This is a genomic window from Tateyamaria sp. syn59 (assembly GCF_007995245.1).
Taxonomy (GTDB): Bacteria; Pseudomonadota; Alphaproteobacteria; order Rhodobacterales; family Rhodobacteraceae; genus Tateyamaria.
This window is the reverse complement of record NZ_VCBA01000004.1, coordinates 238,584-253,076: the sequence shown is the minus strand read 5'-3', so window position 1 is coordinate 253,076 and position 14,493 is coordinate 238,584. Positions and strand designations below refer to the sequence as shown.

14 protein-coding genes are annotated in these 14,493 nt (G+C 62.2%); 10 read left to right on the top strand and 4 right to left on the bottom strand.

Features of this window, described 5'->3' with window-relative positions; translation table 11 throughout:
* Positions 1–114 precede the first annotated feature (114 nt).
* Positions 115–1,128 carry a LacI family transcriptional regulator gene (locus FD715_RS09790; protein WP_147108849.1) on the top strand — a complete coding sequence of 338 codons (1,014 nt, stop codon included), beginning with the start codon at positions 115–117 and terminating at the stop codon, positions 1,126–1,128.
* Here the strand turns inward: FD715_RS09790 and FD715_RS09785 are convergent.
* On the bottom strand, positions 1,125–2,720 hold the full coding sequence (locus FD715_RS09785) for a GMC family oxidoreductase (protein WP_147108847.1): 1,596 nt from the start codon (positions 2,718–2,720) through the stop codon (positions 1,125–1,127). The genes FD715_RS09790 and FD715_RS09785 overlap by 4 nt on opposite strands.
* 109 nt (positions 2,721–2,829) lie before the next feature.
* Here FD715_RS09785 and FD715_RS09780 point away from each other — a divergent pair, with 109 nt between their 5' ends.
* The 4 genes from FD715_RS09780 (at position 2,830) to FD715_RS09765 (ending at position 7,032) form a co-directional block, all read left to right on the top strand.
* Positions 2,830–4,062 carry a TRAP transporter substrate-binding protein gene (locus FD715_RS09780; RefSeq protein WP_147108844.1) on the top strand — a complete coding sequence of 411 codons (1,233 nt, stop codon included), beginning with the start codon at positions 2,830–2,832 and terminating at the stop codon, positions 4,060–4,062.
* A 146-nt stretch (positions 4,063–4,208) separates the two neighbouring features.
* Positions 4,209–4,880: a TRAP transporter small permease gene (locus FD715_RS09775; RefSeq protein WP_147108841.1), complete on the top strand. Its 672-nt coding sequence runs from the start codon at positions 4,209–4,211 to the stop codon at positions 4,878–4,880.
* Positions 4,877–6,238: a TRAP transporter large permease gene (locus FD715_RS09770; protein ID WP_147108838.1), complete on the top strand. Its 1,362-nt coding sequence runs from the start codon at positions 4,877–4,879 to the stop codon at positions 6,236–6,238. Before FD715_RS09775 ends, FD715_RS09770 begins: the two co-directional genes overlap by 4 nt.
* 14 nt (positions 6,239–6,252) lie before the next feature.
* Entirely contained in the window at positions 6,253–7,032 is a 780-nt protein-coding gene (locus tag FD715_RS09765) for an IclR family transcriptional regulator (RefSeq protein WP_147108835.1), read from the top strand.
* Here FD715_RS09765 and FD715_RS09760 read toward each other — a convergent pair.
* The 3 genes from FD715_RS09760 to FD715_RS09750 are packed head-to-tail and all read right to left on the bottom strand — an operon-like array spanning position 7,029 to position 9,777.
* Positions 7,029–7,691, bottom strand: a complete 663-nt coding sequence (locus FD715_RS09760) for a GntR family transcriptional regulator (protein ID WP_147108832.1) — start codon at positions 7,689–7,691, stop codon at positions 7,029–7,031. The genes FD715_RS09765 and FD715_RS09760 overlap by 4 nt on opposite strands.
* Complete coding sequence (locus tag FD715_RS09755) at positions 7,691–8,704, bottom strand: Gfo/Idh/MocA family protein (protein WP_147108829.1); 1,014 nt, start codon at positions 8,702–8,704, stop codon at positions 7,691–7,693. The genes FD715_RS09760 and FD715_RS09755 overlap by 1 nt, the downstream gene beginning before the upstream one ends.
* Positions 8,701–9,777, bottom strand: a complete 1,077-nt coding sequence (locus tag FD715_RS09750) for an isocitrate/isopropylmalate dehydrogenase family protein (RefSeq protein WP_147108826.1) — start codon at positions 9,775–9,777, stop codon at positions 8,701–8,703. Before FD715_RS09750 ends, FD715_RS09755 begins: the two co-directional genes overlap by 4 nt.
* Positions 9,778–9,908: 131 nt before the next feature.
* Here FD715_RS09750 and FD715_RS09745 point away from each other — a divergent pair, with 131 nt between their 5' ends.
* The 5 genes from FD715_RS09745 to FD715_RS09725 all read left to right on the top strand — a co-directional run bounded on the left by FD715_RS09745 (position 9,909) and on the right by FD715_RS09725 (position 14,488).
* Complete coding sequence (locus FD715_RS09745; protein WP_147108823.1) at positions 9,909–10,202, top strand: putative quinol monooxygenase; 294 nt, start codon at positions 9,909–9,911, stop codon at positions 10,200–10,202.
* Positions 10,199–10,993: an N-acyl homoserine lactonase family protein gene (locus FD715_RS09740; RefSeq protein ID WP_189799455.1), complete on the top strand. Its 795-nt coding sequence runs from the start codon at positions 10,199–10,201 to the stop codon at positions 10,991–10,993. The genes FD715_RS09745 and FD715_RS09740 overlap by 4 nt, the downstream gene beginning before the upstream one ends.
* 157 nt (positions 10,994–11,150) lie before the next feature.
* Positions 11,151–12,245 (top strand): patatin-like phospholipase family protein, encoded by a 1,095-nt coding sequence (locus FD715_RS09735; RefSeq protein ID WP_147108816.1) that lies wholly within the window; start codon positions 11,151–11,153, stop codon positions 12,243–12,245.
* 4 nt (positions 12,246–12,249) lie between these two features.
* The gene (locus FD715_RS09730) at positions 12,250–13,128 is read left to right on the top strand and encodes a cupin domain-containing protein (RefSeq protein ID WP_147108813.1); all 879 of its coding nucleotides are present in this window, start codon (positions 12,250–12,252) and stop codon (positions 13,126–13,128) included.
* A gap of 145 nt (positions 13,129–13,273) precedes the next feature.
* Positions 13,274–14,488 carry an MFS transporter gene (locus FD715_RS09725; RefSeq protein WP_223274816.1) on the top strand — a complete coding sequence of 405 codons (1,215 nt, stop codon included), beginning with the start codon at positions 13,274–13,276 and terminating at the stop codon, positions 14,486–14,488.
* Positions 14,489–14,493 lie beyond the last annotated feature (5 nt).

Sequence of the window (14,493 nt, the reverse complement as noted above, 5' to 3'; positions counted from 1 at the left end):
AGAAGATATCGGCCGCACATCGTTGCAACGATGCAATGTGATTCGAGGTTGATTGAACGCGCCTGTGCTGGTCAGATATTTTGACATTACCCCCGTTCCGACACACAGCAGACCATGGCCGACCCGACCCGCAAACCACCGACACTCAAGACGATTGCAGAGATCACGGGCCTCAGCCTGTCGACCGTGTCATTGTCCTTGCGCGACGGGTCCCGCCTCAAAAAGGAAACCCGCGACAAGATCGCACGCGCGGCGGCAGAGGTGGGCTATGTCCCCAACCGCGCGGGCGTACGTTTGCGTACGGGTCAGACCAACGTCCTGACGTTAGTTCTGTCACCCGCAAAGAACACCATCGACTACACCCGTCAGATGATCGAAGGGATCGGCGCACACCTGTCGGGCACCAAGTACCACCTGAACGTCATCCCCGATCTGCAGGGCGCCACGCCAGAAGAGTCGGTACGCTACGTTCTGCAAAACCGCACCTCGGACGGGATCATCCTGACCCACACCAGCGCGCGCGATCCTAGGGTCCAGATGCTGATCGACGCTGATTTTCCCTTTGTCTCGCACGGGCGCACCGAATTCTACGCCGCCCACGCCTTTCACGACTTTCATGCCGAGCGTTATGTAGAAATGGCGGTGGAGCGTCTGATCAACCGTGGACGCAAAAGGCTGCTGCTGGTGGCCGAAGACGACGCAACGACCAACTTTGCCAAAATCACCGGCGGCTTTCACCGTGCGCTTGCCCGGCACGGCATGACGGGCGAGGTGGCGACGGAAACCGGCATCCTGATTTCAACCGATACCGCGCGCGCGTTCGGTCAGGCTTTGGCCCGAAGGTCCGAACGATACGATGCGATCATCAGCAACAATGAACTGGCGACGCTGGCGCTTATGGGCGGCATGGCGGATCAGGGACAGGTCTTGGGCCGCGACTACGACCTGATATGCCGCCAGACGACGGACATCCTGCCGACGCTTTATCCGCAGATCGACACGGTGGCCGAGGATCTGGTGACGACGGGCCGCGAACTGGCCCGTCTGCTGATTGATCGCGTGTCAGGCGTGCCCGTGGATCAATTGCAGACCCTGCACGAACCCGAAGCGCGCTGGCGCAGCGCTTAGGCCGCGCCCAGGATCAGGTCCGACGCCTTCTCGCCAATCATGATGGCAGGCGCGTTGGTGTTGCCGCTCACGATTTCGGGCATGATCGAACAGTCCGCCACGCGCAGGCCGCTGATGCCGTGCACGCGCAGTTGTTCGTCTACCACCGCACCCTTGTCCGACCCCATCTTGCAGGTGCCTGTCGGGTGATAGATCGACGCGGTGTTGTTGCGCGCCCAGTCGAGCGTGGCGTCATAATCGTCCATGGGCAGGTCCGCGTGCGGCCGATACTCTTCCGAGATTTTCGAGGTCAGCGGCGCATGACGCGCGATCCGGCGGGCGATATTCACCCCTTCGACGACCGTGCGACAGTCGGTTTCGGTGCTCAGATAGTTCGGAATGATCTTCGGGTAGGTCTTTCCGTCCTTGCTGACGAGCCGAATCTCGCCCTTTGATTCGGGGCGCAGCTGGCACACAGACATGGTGAAGGCAGAAAACGGGTCAGCACCCTTGCCGGGATTTTCTGCAGAAAGGGGCTGAACATGGAATTGAATGTCCGGCGTCTCAAGATCGTCGCGGGTCTTCATGAACCCGGTGGCAAGGCTCGCTGCCATGGTCATCGGACCGGCCCGGAACATCAGGTATTTGAGGCCGATCTTGGCCTGCCCGAACAGGTTCGACACCTCGTCATTCAGGGTAGGTTCATTGCACTTGTAAACCAGCCGCGCCTGCAGGTGATCCTGGAGGTTCTTGCCAACACCGGGCAGGTCCGCGACCACGTCGATTCCGTGTTCCTGTAGCTGCGCCGCCTCACCGATCCCCGACAGCATCAGAAGTTGTGGCGAGTTGATGGAGCCGCCCGACAGGATCACCTCCTTGCGGGCCTTCACAACCTGCCAGACACCGCCCTTGTCGCGGTAGGACACGCCGGTCACGCGGGTGCCGTCCAGCTCGATCTTCTCGACCTGGGCGTTGGTCACGATGTCCAGATTGTCCCGGCTGCGGGCCGGGTTCAGGAACGCCACGGCAGACGAACAGCGCCGTCCGTTCCGGGCAGTAAGTTGAAAGAAACCAACACCTTCCTGATCGGCGCCGTTGTAATCGGGGTTGAACTTGTAGCCCGCCGCTTGCGCCGCCGCGACCCACGCGTCGGTGATCGGGCGCTGGATGCGCATGTTCGACACAGACAGGTTGCCCTGGTCGCCGTGATACTCATCTGCACCGCGCTCATTTTTCTCGGACCGCTTGAACAGGGGCAGCACATCGTCCCACGCCCAGCCGCGATTGCCCATCTGCGCCCAGCGGTCGTAATCCTGCGGCTGGCCCCGAACGTACAGCAATCCGTTCAGCGACGATGACCCGCCCAGCACCTTGCCGCGCGGCCACTCGATGGACCGACCATTCAGGCCCGGATCGGGCTCGGTCTTGTAGCACCAGTCGACATTCGGATTGTGGATTGTCTTGAAGTATCCGACCGGGATGTGGATCCACGGGTTCCAGTCGCGTCCCCCGGCTTCAAGCAGCACCACCTTGTTTTTCGGGTCCGCGCTCAGACGATTTGCGATCACGCAGCCGGAACTTCCTGCACCCACGATGACATAATCGGCTTCCAAAACGACCCCTCCCGTCTTTAAGATGAAAAAAAGACTAGGCAGATTGTTTAAGCTGCGCTAGCCTTTTCTGAGATAAAACGTCTCAATAATGCGTATCAGGGAGGATTGCATGAAACTTGAGAAAAACCTCGCGGGCATTTCGCGCCGCGATCTTTTCCGTGTGGCTGGTCGGTACGGCCTAAGCTCCACGCTGCTTGCAGCGGGTAGCTTCGGTGGTGCGATGAGCCTCGCCAATCTGGCGGCCGCCGCGGAATCGACCTACGAGAAACGCTTCTCGAAAGAGCCCAAACACACGCTGAAATTTGGTGCTGCCGGGTTCAACCAGCAGAACCTGCTGATCGAGCGTGCCGGCTGCCTTGAGTTTGCCCGCGACCTCGAAGAGCGCACGGACGGGGAGATCCGTGTCGAATTCATCGGCAACAACCAGATCTGCGGTCAGCTGTCCTGCGTTGAAAAAGCGCAACAGGGCATCGTCGACATCTACGCCGCCTCCACCCAGAACTCCGCCGGTGGCGCGCCCTACCTGAACGTGCTGGACTACGCCTACATGTTCCGCAGCCGGGCCGACCAGTACTACTTCATGTACAGCCCCGACAGCCAACGCATCCTGCGCGACCCGTTCGAAAAGCGGCACGGGCTGAAGTTCCTTTTCACCCACGCCGAACTGCGCGGCATCCAGCTGGGTCTGTCGTGGGAAGACAAGCCAACCGTGACCTCCATCGACCAACTGGCGGGCACCAAGAACCGCGTGACCGGCACACAGCTTGGCCGCATCGCGATGAACGCCCTGAACCTGAACCCCGTTCCGGTCGCATGGGAAGAAACGCTCGATGGTCTGAAGCAGGGCCTGATCGACGGCGCTGAAACATGGGCCTCGGCCGTGGCCTACGCCAACATGTCGCCCGTGGTCAGCCAATGTGTGGACCTCAAGTTCTTCTGCGGGACCGAGCACACGGCGATGAACGCCCAAAGCTTCGACAACCTCGGCGGTGAGCTGCAGGACGCCGTAATGGAATCGTCCTACCTGACGCAGGTGCACGTCCAGGCCGCGAACGAAGCCGCACTGGTCAACACGGTTGGCTTCAGCCACCCGCACCAGGGCCCCGAAACGATCTTTGCCAAGAACAACGTCCGCGTTGCGTCGCTGTCGGATGCAGAAATCAAGAAGGCCGAAGAGATGTGTTCGCCCGAGTTCCAGCCGCAACTGTGGGAGCAGTGGCGCGAGCGGATCAACGGCTGGGCCGGTGGCATCGACACCTACCAGGAAATCTACGACGGCGTGCGTCAGAACCCGCACACCCTGGCCGAGAATGTCGAGCCCCGTCGCTGGTGGCGCGGCTGATCCGGCAACGGATTGCTCACAAAATCAGATGCTTGGGCGTAATTCGCCCAAGCAGCAATCCATGCCGGTTTACACTGGCGTGGATTTCCGTGTCCTGACACGACAAGATGTCGGAACGGCTTTGAACGGCACGAGGGAGGTGCATCATGGACATGATCGCGGGCATGGGAGAGATCATCTCAGCCCTAATGACAGGCGACTCATTCGAGGTGCAAACCGCTCTACGCGGCAATGCCGGAATGTGGCCGCTCGGTTTCATCGTCACCCTTGTGGGCGGCATTCTGGTGGCGCTGCTCTACCGCGCCGTACCCTTCATCGAACGCAACCTGGAACCCGCCGTGATGGTCGTGGCCTACCTCGCCATCGGCTACATCATCTTTGCAGGCGTGATCCAGCGGTTCTATCTCAGCGGACAACCCGCGTGGTCGACAACACTGCCGCCGTTCCTGTTCCTGATCATGACCTGGGTCGGGTGCAGCTATAACGTCAAGCTGCGCACGCACCTCGCCTTTGCCGAATTCCGCCGCGGGTCCCCGCGGGCCGTCCAATTCGCCTTTTTGATCCTCGACGCGATCCTCTGGTTCTGCTTTGCGTGGATCGTGGTTGTCACCACCTCGCAGGAAACCGTTCGTGCGGCGGCAAACTTCGCCATCATGCTTGGCACAGACAACGTCATGCAGTGGTGGTTCCTGGGCACCGTGCCCATCGCCTTTATCCTTCTGACCGCCCGCGTGTTCGAAAACCTCGTCGCTGACATCATCAAATACAAGAGCGGCGCGCAGATGATCGAAACCGCCGTGATCGGAGGTGACGCATGAGCGATCCAACCCTCATCACGCTGATCTCCATCGGCGTTACCCTGTTCTTCATGATGGGCGTGCCCGTCTTCCTCGTCATCGCCTATTGGGTGATCGGCATGTCCTATGTGCTGGACCTGCAACTCCTGAACATGGGCGCGGCCCTGCAGGACGTGTTCACCGACGGCTTTGCGCTGCTTGCCATGCCGCTCTTCATCCTGACCGGTGACCTCATCAACCGCTCGGGTATCGCGCGGCGTCTGTCCGACTTCGCCTATGCCTGCCTCGGCTGGATCAGGGGCGGCCTCGCCATGGCCTCGCTCGGGGCCTGCGGCCTCTTCGCGGCTATCTCCGGCTCGAACTCGGCCACCACGGCCACCATCGGCTCGATGTTGCACCCTGAAATGGTCAAGGGCGGCTATGACGAACGCTTCTCTGCCGCCACGGCAGCGGCAGGCGGCACCGTCGGCATCATCATCCCGCCGTCGATCATCTTCATCGTCTACGGCTTCCTGATGAACCTGCCGATCTCGGACCTGTTCGTCGCCGGTATCATCCCCGGCTCGCTCATGGTTCTGGGCATGATGCTCGCCTGCTTCATCATCTGCTGGCGCAACGGCTGGGGTTATCTCATCGCCCTGTCGCCCTTCCGGGTGTTCAAGACGGGTCTCGGCGCGTGGCTTGGTTTCTTCGCCATCGGCCTCGTCCTCTGGGGCATCTACACCGGTAAGTTCTCGCCCACCGAAGCGGCGGGTGTGACCGTGGGTTTCGGCATCATCGCGGGCCTCGTCAGCTGGGTCATCTCCAAGACGCTCAGGATGGACCAGAACAAGGATTGGTCGGAGAAATCCACCATCTCAATGCTGGTGGTCGAAGGGTTCACCATCCCGCAAATCCCCGGCATCGTCATGCGCTCCGCGCAGATCACGGGCATCCTCGCGCCGCTCATCGCCATCTCGGTGGTGATGCAGCAAATCCTGTCGCTTCTGGGCGCGCAGGAGGTGATCGGCAACTTCGTGACGTCGATGGGTGGGTTCTATCCGGTTCTCTTCACCGCCATGGCCATCGTGTTCATCTTCGGCATGGTGCTGGAATCACTGCCTGTGACGATCATCCTGGCCCCGATCTTGGCGCCCATCGCGGCCAGTATCGGTGTTGATCCCATCCATTTCGCGGTGATCTTCCTCGTGGGGGCGTCTATCGGCTTCATCACACCGCCTTACGGTCTGAACCTCTACGTTGCGTCAGGCGTAACGGGCGTTCCCTACTTCAAGTTGTTGCGGTATACCGTGCCTTATCTGTTTGCTCTTATTTCAGTGTGGCTTCTGGTGTCCTTGATACCAAGTCTGTCGCTTTATCTGGTAGAGCTTGCCAAATGACTCTGATGTGACCCATGCCTGACGATCACCGCCCCCGCAAGGACACCCAAATCCCCACCAATCTGCGCCTGCTGATGGTGATGGAGGAGGTTGCCAAGCGCGGGGTGGCCGTCAAACCGACAGACCTGATCGACGCATTGGGTCTGCCGAAACCCACCGTCCACAGGCTATTGCAGACGGCTGAGAGCGAGGGGTTCCTGCAACGCGATCTCGACGGGCGCAGCTACGGCCCGGGCCCCCGTCTGCGGGCCCTGGCGATCAGCACCGTGTCATCCGAGCATCTGCGCACCGCGCGCCTGACGATCCTGCGCAGTGTGGCTGAAGAGGTGGGCGAGACCTGCAACCTCGCCACCGCCGACCGCGAGGGCATGACCTATCTCGACCGGGTCGAAACCCAATGGCCGCTCCGCATCCAACTGCCCATCGGCAGCCAGGTCCCCTTCCACTGCACCGCGTCGGGCAAGATGTATCTCTCAACCCTGCGCCCCCACATCCTGCGCACGGTCCTGACCGCCCGCCCGCTTGAGCAGCACACCGAAGGCACCCTGACCGACCTCGACAAGATCAAGGCCGAGTTGGAGGCCACCCGCCTGCGCGGCTACTCCACCGACAACGAAGAATTCATGCCCGGCATGGCCGCCGTCGCTGTCCCGATCTGGGACGGGCAGGGCAAGCTGCTGGCGACGCTGTCGGCCCACGCCCCCATCCAGCGCCGAAGCCTCGTGGACCTGATCGACTTCCTGCCCGCCCTCCGGCGCGGGTCCGAAGAACTCACCAAGCTGCACACCTCCTAGAGCCCGTGAAACTGGTGCTTCTCCAATAGCGCCACCAACATATCCCGCGCCGCCTGCCGATGCGCATGGTGCGTATCATGCGCCACCTGCGCATCCCCCCGCGCAATCGCCTGATACACCACCCGATGATCCTCATTCGACTGCTTTGGCTTTGGCCGCATGAACAACGTCGTCGCCCGCGCGCGGCGCACCTGATCACGCATGACGGACACCACCATGCTCAACCGCGCATTCCGGCCCAAACGCACCAACTCACGGTGAAACCGATCATCCGCCTCGGCCCAGGCCCGCAGATCATCCCGCGCAAGCGCCCCATCCATATCCCGAATGGCCGTCGCCAGATTGGCCAGATCCGCCTTCGAATACTGCGCCTCCGCTGCCCGCGCCGCCGCCAAACTCTCCAACTCCGTCAGAATGTCATAAATCTCCGCCATGTCCGCCGCCGACACAGGCGTGATGCGAATACCCCGCCGCGGCCGCATCTCAACCAGCCCCTGCGCCTGCAACATCAACGCCGCCTCGCGCACCGGGGTGCGGGACATGCCCAACTTCTCGGCCAGTTCGGTCTCCAGATGATCCGACCCCGGCGGCAATTCCCCGGCAAAGATCATCTGGCGCAGCGCCGACACGGCGCGTTCCACATTGCTCATGGCCCCCATCACGCCTCCTCCAGCACGATTTTCCGACCCTCGGCGGCCGAGGCATAGATCGCATCCTTCACCGCAATCACCCGCAAATACTCCCGCGCCTCATTCTCCAACGCGGTCCCGCCCGTCATCGCGCCAACCACATGCGACTGCAGCGTATGCACGCAATCGCCACCAAACCCGTCCCACGTATCGGGACCGAGCACCGTCTCAACCACATCTGACCCAAACGCACGCCGCGTCACCGATCCATCGCCATGCAACGCCAACACACCGCGCGTCCCCTCAATCAACGCCTCACCCATCGTCCGCCGCAAATTGTCCGCCACATGATCCAGATGCCGGTTCCCATCAAAAAGCGCCCGCACCGGCCCGTGATCAAAGATCACATGCCCCGAATCCTCGCCCGAAATCACCGGATTGATGCGGCGCAAATCGGCATAAACGGCCTCCGCAGGCCCAAACAGGTAAGCAAAGGTATCCACCCAATGCACCGCCGTCTCATGCACGAGAAAACGGGGCATCTCCTGAAAATACGGCTGACGGTCCAGATAGGCCTCCGGCCCCTGACCGTCACCGGGACGCAACCGAAATGTCGCGTTCAGCACGTTGCCAATCGTCCCGGCCTCCAACTCCGCCTTGATGGCCCGATACCACGGCTGAAACCGGAAATTCTCATGCACGACCAACCGCGCCCCGGCAGCCTCCGCCTCCGCCACAATCCCGCGTGCCTCGTCCAGATCCATGCAAAACGGCTTCTGACAAATGATCCACTTGACCCCTGCGGCCAGCGCGGCCCGGATGGTCGCGGCATGGGCGGGCGGCGGCAAAATGACATCCAGCAAGTCAGGCGCCGCTTCAGTCAGCATCGCCCCCAGATCATCAAAGGCAGGCGCGCCCGTGGCGCGCGCCTTCTCAATATCCAGATCGCAGGCCCCGACAACTTCAACGCCCTCCATCCGGAACCAACTGCCATAGTGAAACTGGCTGAAATACCCCGCCCCGACGCAGGCGACCCGTGTCATGCCAGCGCCTCCTGAATGGCGCGCGCAACATCGTCCGTTCCCGCCGAGCCGCCCAGATCACGTGTGCGCACATGGCCCTCGGACACGACCCGGTCCACGGCATCACGCAGCCGCGCCGCGTCGGCTGCCATCTCCGGCACATCATGCCGACCCGCGAGCCACTCCAGCATCATCGCGCCCGACAGGATCATCGCCATCGGGTTCGCCACCCCTTGGCCCGCGATGTCAGGGGCCGAGCCATGGCACGGCTGAAACACCGCATGATCGGCCCCGATATCCGCCGAAGGGGCAAGGCCCAAGCCCCCCATCAACCCGGCCCCCAGATCCGACAGAATGTCGCCAAACATGTTCTCGGTGACCATCACGTCAAACGACCAAGGCCGCTCCACCATCCACAGGGCGGTCGCGTCGACATAGGCGTGATCCGCCTCGATCTCCGGGTGCTTGGCCGCTTCCGCATCAAACATCTCGCGGAAGAAGGCAAAGGCGCGGAACACATTGGCCTTGTCCACGCAGGTCACCTTGCCCGGACCCTGACCAGACGCCTTGCGCGCCTGCGCCATGTCAAAGGCAAAGCGGAACAGCGGCTCCGAAATCTCGCGCGTGATGCGCAAGGTCTCGCGCGCCTCGTCCGCTTCAACCTCACCGCAGCCCTGGGTGTAAAACAGCCCCTCCGTGCTCTCCCGGATCAGCACGAAGTCCACCGGCCTGTCCGTGGCGAGCGGCGTCGGCTGCCCGGGCCGGATCGTAACAGGCCGCACCCCCGCAAACAGCGTCAACGCCTTGCGCAACTCGATCTGCGGCGCAATCTCGGTCCCGTCCTCATAGCGAATACTCGGCAGGCCCATCGCCGACAGCAGGATCGCATCTGCCGCACGCGCACCGTCCATCGACGCCGCAGGCAGGCTCTCTCCGGTCTTGGCATAATGCGCAGCCCCCGCAGGCAGATGCGTCCACCCCAACTCATAGCCCGAGCCCGCCGCCATCCGCGCCAGCAACTCGACCGTCGGGGCCATGATCTCCGGCCCGATCCCATCCCCTTCAAAAACGGCGATGTTGAATGTTTTGGTCATGGCACGGGTCCCTTTCGGCATAGGCTAATGAAAAGCGACTCGCTTCTCGTATGCACTTGTGTATACATTAACGCATAACTTATCAAATACCCTTCCGCATCCACTGCGCAAGGCACCAAAAGGACCACCCCATGCCCTACGCCGTCACCGTCATCTTCGACCTCAAACCGGGCACGCAGGAGGCATTCATGCCGCTGATCCTGAACAATGCGCGCTGTTCGGTGCGGGACGAACCCGGCTGCCAGCAATTCGACGTCTGCACCGACCCCACGCAGCCCGACACGGTTTTCCTCTACGAACTCTACGACGATCTGGCGGCCTTTGAGGCGCACCAGCAGATGCCGCACTACCTCGAAACCGGACCAAAGATCGGCGATATGATCGCAAATAAGACACTGAAAACATACGAGAAAGTCGACAGATGACCTACGAGGTCTACGCCATCAAATACGCCGAACAAACGGCGCGGGTGCGTGGCGACAACTATATGTTTGACGACAACCACGACGCGCCGGACCCGATCGACTTCTACATGTGGCTGATCCGGGGTGAGGGGCGCGTGATCCTTGTCGACACCGGCTTTGACGCCGCCGAAGGACAGGCGCGCGGCCGCCCCATCCGCCTCGATCCGGGCGAGGCGCTGAAGCCTTTCGGCCTGCAACCCGAGGACGTGACCGAAATCATCGTCACCCACCTCCATTTCGATCACGCGGGCGGTCTGCACCTCTTTCCCAACGCGCAGCTGCACCTGCAAACGGCCGAGATGGCCTACGCCACCGGCCCCTGCATGTGCCACGACGCGCTGCGCTTTCCGTTCACCGTGGGGCACGTGGTCGAGGCAGTGAAACGCCTCTATTCCGGCAAGGTCACCTTCCACGACGGCGACAGCGAGATTGCCGAGGGCATCACCGTCCACCGCGTCGGCGGGCACACAAAGGGGATGCAGGCGGTGCGGGTGCGCACGCAAGCCGGTTGGCTGGTGCTGGCCTCCGATGCGGCGCATTTCTACGGCAACTTTCTTCAGGGCGTGCCGTTCCCTATCGTGGTGGACATGCAGGATATGCTGGACGGGTTCGCGACCATCCAGCGGCTCGCCAGCGCACCGAAACTCGTGGTGCCGGGGCATGATCCGCTGGTGCGCCAGCACTTCCCCGCGGGGATGGCCGAGCATATCACGCGGCTGGACGTGGGGCCGATGACCGACCCGACACTGTAACAAAAGCGCCCGGAAAACGGGCGAAACCGCATGAATCGCGTGGCGGGGCGGCGCGCTTTCTCACGTGATCGAGAGAAACGCGTCGCAAAGTTGTTGCGCGTCTTTGGCATCCCTAGGTCTGGGCCACACGAGGTTCCACATGAAAGGGAGCGTCACGATGTCTGCCACCAACGGCCGGGCCAAACGGCACGAAAAGTCCATCAACCTCGCCCTGCAGGGCGGCGGATCACACGGGGCCTTCACATGGGGCGTCCTCGACCGGATGTTCGAAGAGGACCGGCTGTGGATTGAAGCGATCAGCGGCACCTCCGCTGGCGCGATGAACGCGGTCGTCGCCACGCAAGGCATGTATGACGCCGGTGCGGCCGGTGCGCGGCAGGCGCTGGAGGATTTCTGGCGCGCCGTGAGCGTCGCGGGGCAGGGCAGCCCGATCAAGCGCACGCCGCTGGACATGATGCTGGGGTCGTGGTCGCTCGATGCCTCGCCCGGCTACCTGATGATGGACATGATGAGCCGGATGGCCTCGCCCTATGATCTGAACCCGATGGGGTTCAATCCGCTGCGTGACGTGGTCCAGGAGTTCATCGACTTTGACAAGGTGGCAAAATGCGACGACATGGGCCTCTATATCTCGGCCACGAATGTCGAGACCGGGCGCGCGCGCATCTTCCATCGGCACGAGGTGACGCTGGACGTGGTCATGGCCTCGGCCTGCCTGCCCAACATGTTCAAGGCGGTCGAGATTAACGGGGTGCCCTATTGGGACGGCGGGTTCATGGGGAACCCGGTCCTCTTTCCCTTTATCGACCATTCGCCGTCCTCGGACATCGTGATCGTGCAGATCAACCCGCTGAAACGCCCCGGCACACCGCGCCGCGCACGCGACATCCAGAACCGGATGAACGAGATCACGTTCAACGCCTCGCTTCTGCGGGACTTGCGCACCATCGACCTGATTCACCGCCTGATCGAAGAGGGCGCGCTGTCGGACAACGAGTACCGGGTGATGAACATGCACATGATCGATGGGTGCGAGGACATGCTGGCGCTGGATGCCTCGTCCAAGCTGAACTCCGAATGGGCGTTCCTGATCCATTTGCGCGATCTGGGACGGGACTATGCGGATCGCTGGCTGACCCAGAATTTCGACAAGATCGAGCGGGAAAGCACGCTCGACCTTCGGCATATGTTCAACGACTTTGGCGCCCCGCACGGGGCCAATGTCGTGGAGCTGAAATCCAGAAAGGGATGATCCCATGACACTTCGGACTGCAACACTCGGGCTCGCGATCGCGGCGCTCGGCACCCCCGGCTTTGCCTTTGACCTGGCGGACGTGAAGACGCGCGTTCTGAATGGGTTGGAAGGTCCCGCTGGGGCAAGCAACATCTCGAACCAGCCCATCGCGAATGCACCGCTGGCCGATGAGGGGCTGAGCCAGATTGCCGGGTACAACCTGCGCACCCGGTCCTGGAACATCTCGGGCGACACCGGGATCGTGCCGATCCACAGCCACGCGGACCGGCCCGCCATCGTCTTTACGCTGACCGGCGAGATCTTTGAGTACCGCAGCGATGCCAAAGACCGCATCCTGCACTCTGCCGGTGGGCTGAGCCTTGAGGAAGGCGACGTGACACATTGGTGGTTGAATGAAGGCCCCGAGGACGTGCGTCTGATTGCCTTTGACGTGTTCAGCGCGGGCGGGGACGACATGGTGATGACCGAGACGCCGGAGCAGCAAGCCTTTGACCTCCCGGAACCGTCCGATGCGGTTCTTGAGCTGTTGGGCCTCGTGGACATCGAGGCGCATTACGACGGCGCGCAGGGCGATGGTTTGGCGCTGTCTGCTTACCGAGCGGTGATCGAGCCGGGCGGTGTGTTGCCCAGCTTTGTAGATGCGGGCGAGCCGTTGCAGGTCTGGGTTTGGGAAGGGGCCGTCGCCGAGCATCGGTCGGATGCGGATGCGCCCGTGACTTTGGCTGCAGAAGAGGGCGCGCATCTGGGGGGTGGGGCGCAGGCTTATTGGGAGAACACTGGCGACGTTTCGGCGGTGCTGTTTTTCGGCGTGGTTGAGCCGTTGAGTGAGACGGAGGGCGTGCCACAAGTGGGCGTGCAGGCCCATCATTCGGGGGATTGATCATGGGTGGTGCAGATCTGTCCCCGCGGGGACAAACATGTCAAAGTGTTTTATTTCAGTGGGTTGCCGGGCGCGCTAATCACTTGTTAACCACGGTTTCTTTGTCGGTACCGGCGCAAGGCAGTTGCAGTGGGAGGCCGGTCTGATGGCTGTTGCGGCGCAGATGACCGGCATGGCCGAGGCGCTGGCGGAGAAGCCGCCGGAGGATCGGCGCATGGTGATCCGCCGGTCGACGATGATCGCGCTGATTGCCTTTCTCACGCTCATCGACCTCTTTGGCGCGCAGGCGCTGTTGCCGACGCTGGTCGAAACCTATGGCGTGTCGCCTGCAGCCATGGGCTTTGCCGTTAACGCCTCGACCATCGGGATGGCCCTGGCGTCGCTGGTCGTGGCCGTTTTTGCCCGCCGCATTGATCGCAAGCGAGGGATCTGGATCTGTCTGGCGCTGTTGAGCGTGCCGACCACCTTGCTGGCCTTTACCGATGATCTGACGACCTTCACCCTGCTGCGGGTTGTGCAGGGCATGTTCATGTCGGCCGCCTTTACCCTGACGCTGACCTATCTGAGCGAGGAGTGTTCACTGACGGCCGTGAGCGGGGCGATGGCGGCCTACATCACCGGCAACGTGGCGTCGAACCTGTTTGGTCGGTTGCTCGCGTCCGAGATCGCCGGATCGGTCGGGCTGGCCGAGAGCTTTTTCGGGTTTGCGGCGTTGAACCTGACAGGTGCGGTGGTTGCCTACTTCTATATCGGGGCGCGGGATACGCGCGAGGCTCATGTGGCAGGCGGCGCGTCGGTGATTGATGCGTGGGCCGCGCATCTGCGCAACCTGCGGCTTGTCGCGATGGTCGGGGTCGGGTTCATCCTGCTGTTCGTGTTTGTGGCGACCTTTACCTATGCCAATTTCGTGCTGGCACAGGCACCCTTTGCCCTGCCGCAGGAGATGATTGGCGTCGTGTATTTCGTGTTTGCCCCGGCCATTCTGACGACGCCGCTGGCGGCGGCCTCTGTCGCGCGCTTTGGCCCGCGCGCGAGTTTTCACGGGGCGATGGCGGCATCGCTTGTCGGGCTTTTGCTGTTGTTGGTGCCGGTGCTGGCCGTGTTCCTTGCTGGTCTGGCGTTGGTCGGGGCGGGATTGTTTTTCGCGCAATCTGTCGCGACCGGTTATGTCGGGCGCACGGCGCGGGAGGATCCGGCGGCGGCCAATGGCTTGTATCTGGCGAGCTATTACCTGGGCGGGATCGTCGGCGCCTTTGTCATTGGACAGCTGTTCGTGGCGCAGGGGTGGACGGTGTCGGTGTTGGTGCTGGTCGGGCTAAGTGCGTTGGCCTGGGCGTTGTCGCTGAAGATGGAGCGGTGATCCGG

What these genes read in the sequence shown, in the direction of transcription:
- FD715_RS09760 (WP_147108832.1), bottom strand. Translation starts at nt 7,691, where the DNA reads ATGGGGGCCATGAGCAATGTGGAACGCGCCGTGTCGGCGCTGCGCCAG.
- FD715_RS09745 (WP_147108823.1), top strand. Translation starts at nt 9,909, where the DNA reads ATGCCCTACGCCGTCACCGTCATCTTCGACCTCAAACCGGGCACGCAG.
- FD715_RS09755 (WP_147108829.1), bottom strand. Translation starts at nt 8,704, where the DNA reads ATGACACGGGTCGCCTGCGTCGGGGCGGGGTATTTCAGCCAGTTTCAC.
- FD715_RS09740 (WP_189799455.1), top strand. Translation starts at nt 10,199, where the DNA reads ATGACCTACGAGGTCTACGCCATCAAATACGCCGAACAAACGGCGCGG.
- FD715_RS09730 (WP_147108813.1), top strand. Translation starts at nt 12,250, where the DNA reads ATGACACTTCGGACTGCAACACTCGGGCTCGCGATCGCGGCGCTCGGC.
- FD715_RS09750 (WP_147108826.1), bottom strand. Translation starts at nt 9,777, where the DNA reads ATGACCAAAACATTCAACATCGCCGTTTTTGAAGGGGATGGGATCGGG.
- FD715_RS09790 (WP_147108849.1), top strand. Translation starts at nt 115, where the DNA reads ATGGCCGACCCGACCCGCAAACCACCGACACTCAAGACGATTGCAGAG.
- FD715_RS09770 (WP_147108838.1), top strand. Translation starts at nt 4,877, where the DNA reads ATGAGCGATCCAACCCTCATCACGCTGATCTCCATCGGCGTTACCCTG.
- FD715_RS09765 (WP_147108835.1), top strand. Translation starts at nt 6,253, where the DNA reads ATGCCTGACGATCACCGCCCCCGCAAGGACACCCAAATCCCCACCAAT.
- FD715_RS09780 (WP_147108844.1), top strand. Translation starts at nt 2,830, where the DNA reads ATGAAACTTGAGAAAAACCTCGCGGGCATTTCGCGCCGCGATCTTTTC.
- FD715_RS09725 (WP_223274816.1), top strand. Translation starts at nt 13,274, where the DNA reads ATGGCTGTTGCGGCGCAGATGACCGGCATGGCCGAGGCGCTGGCGGAG.
- FD715_RS09775 (WP_147108841.1), top strand. Translation starts at nt 4,209, where the DNA reads ATGGACATGATCGCGGGCATGGGAGAGATCATCTCAGCCCTAATGACA.
- FD715_RS09735 (WP_147108816.1), top strand. Translation starts at nt 11,151, where the DNA reads ATGTCTGCCACCAACGGCCGGGCCAAACGGCACGAAAAGTCCATCAAC.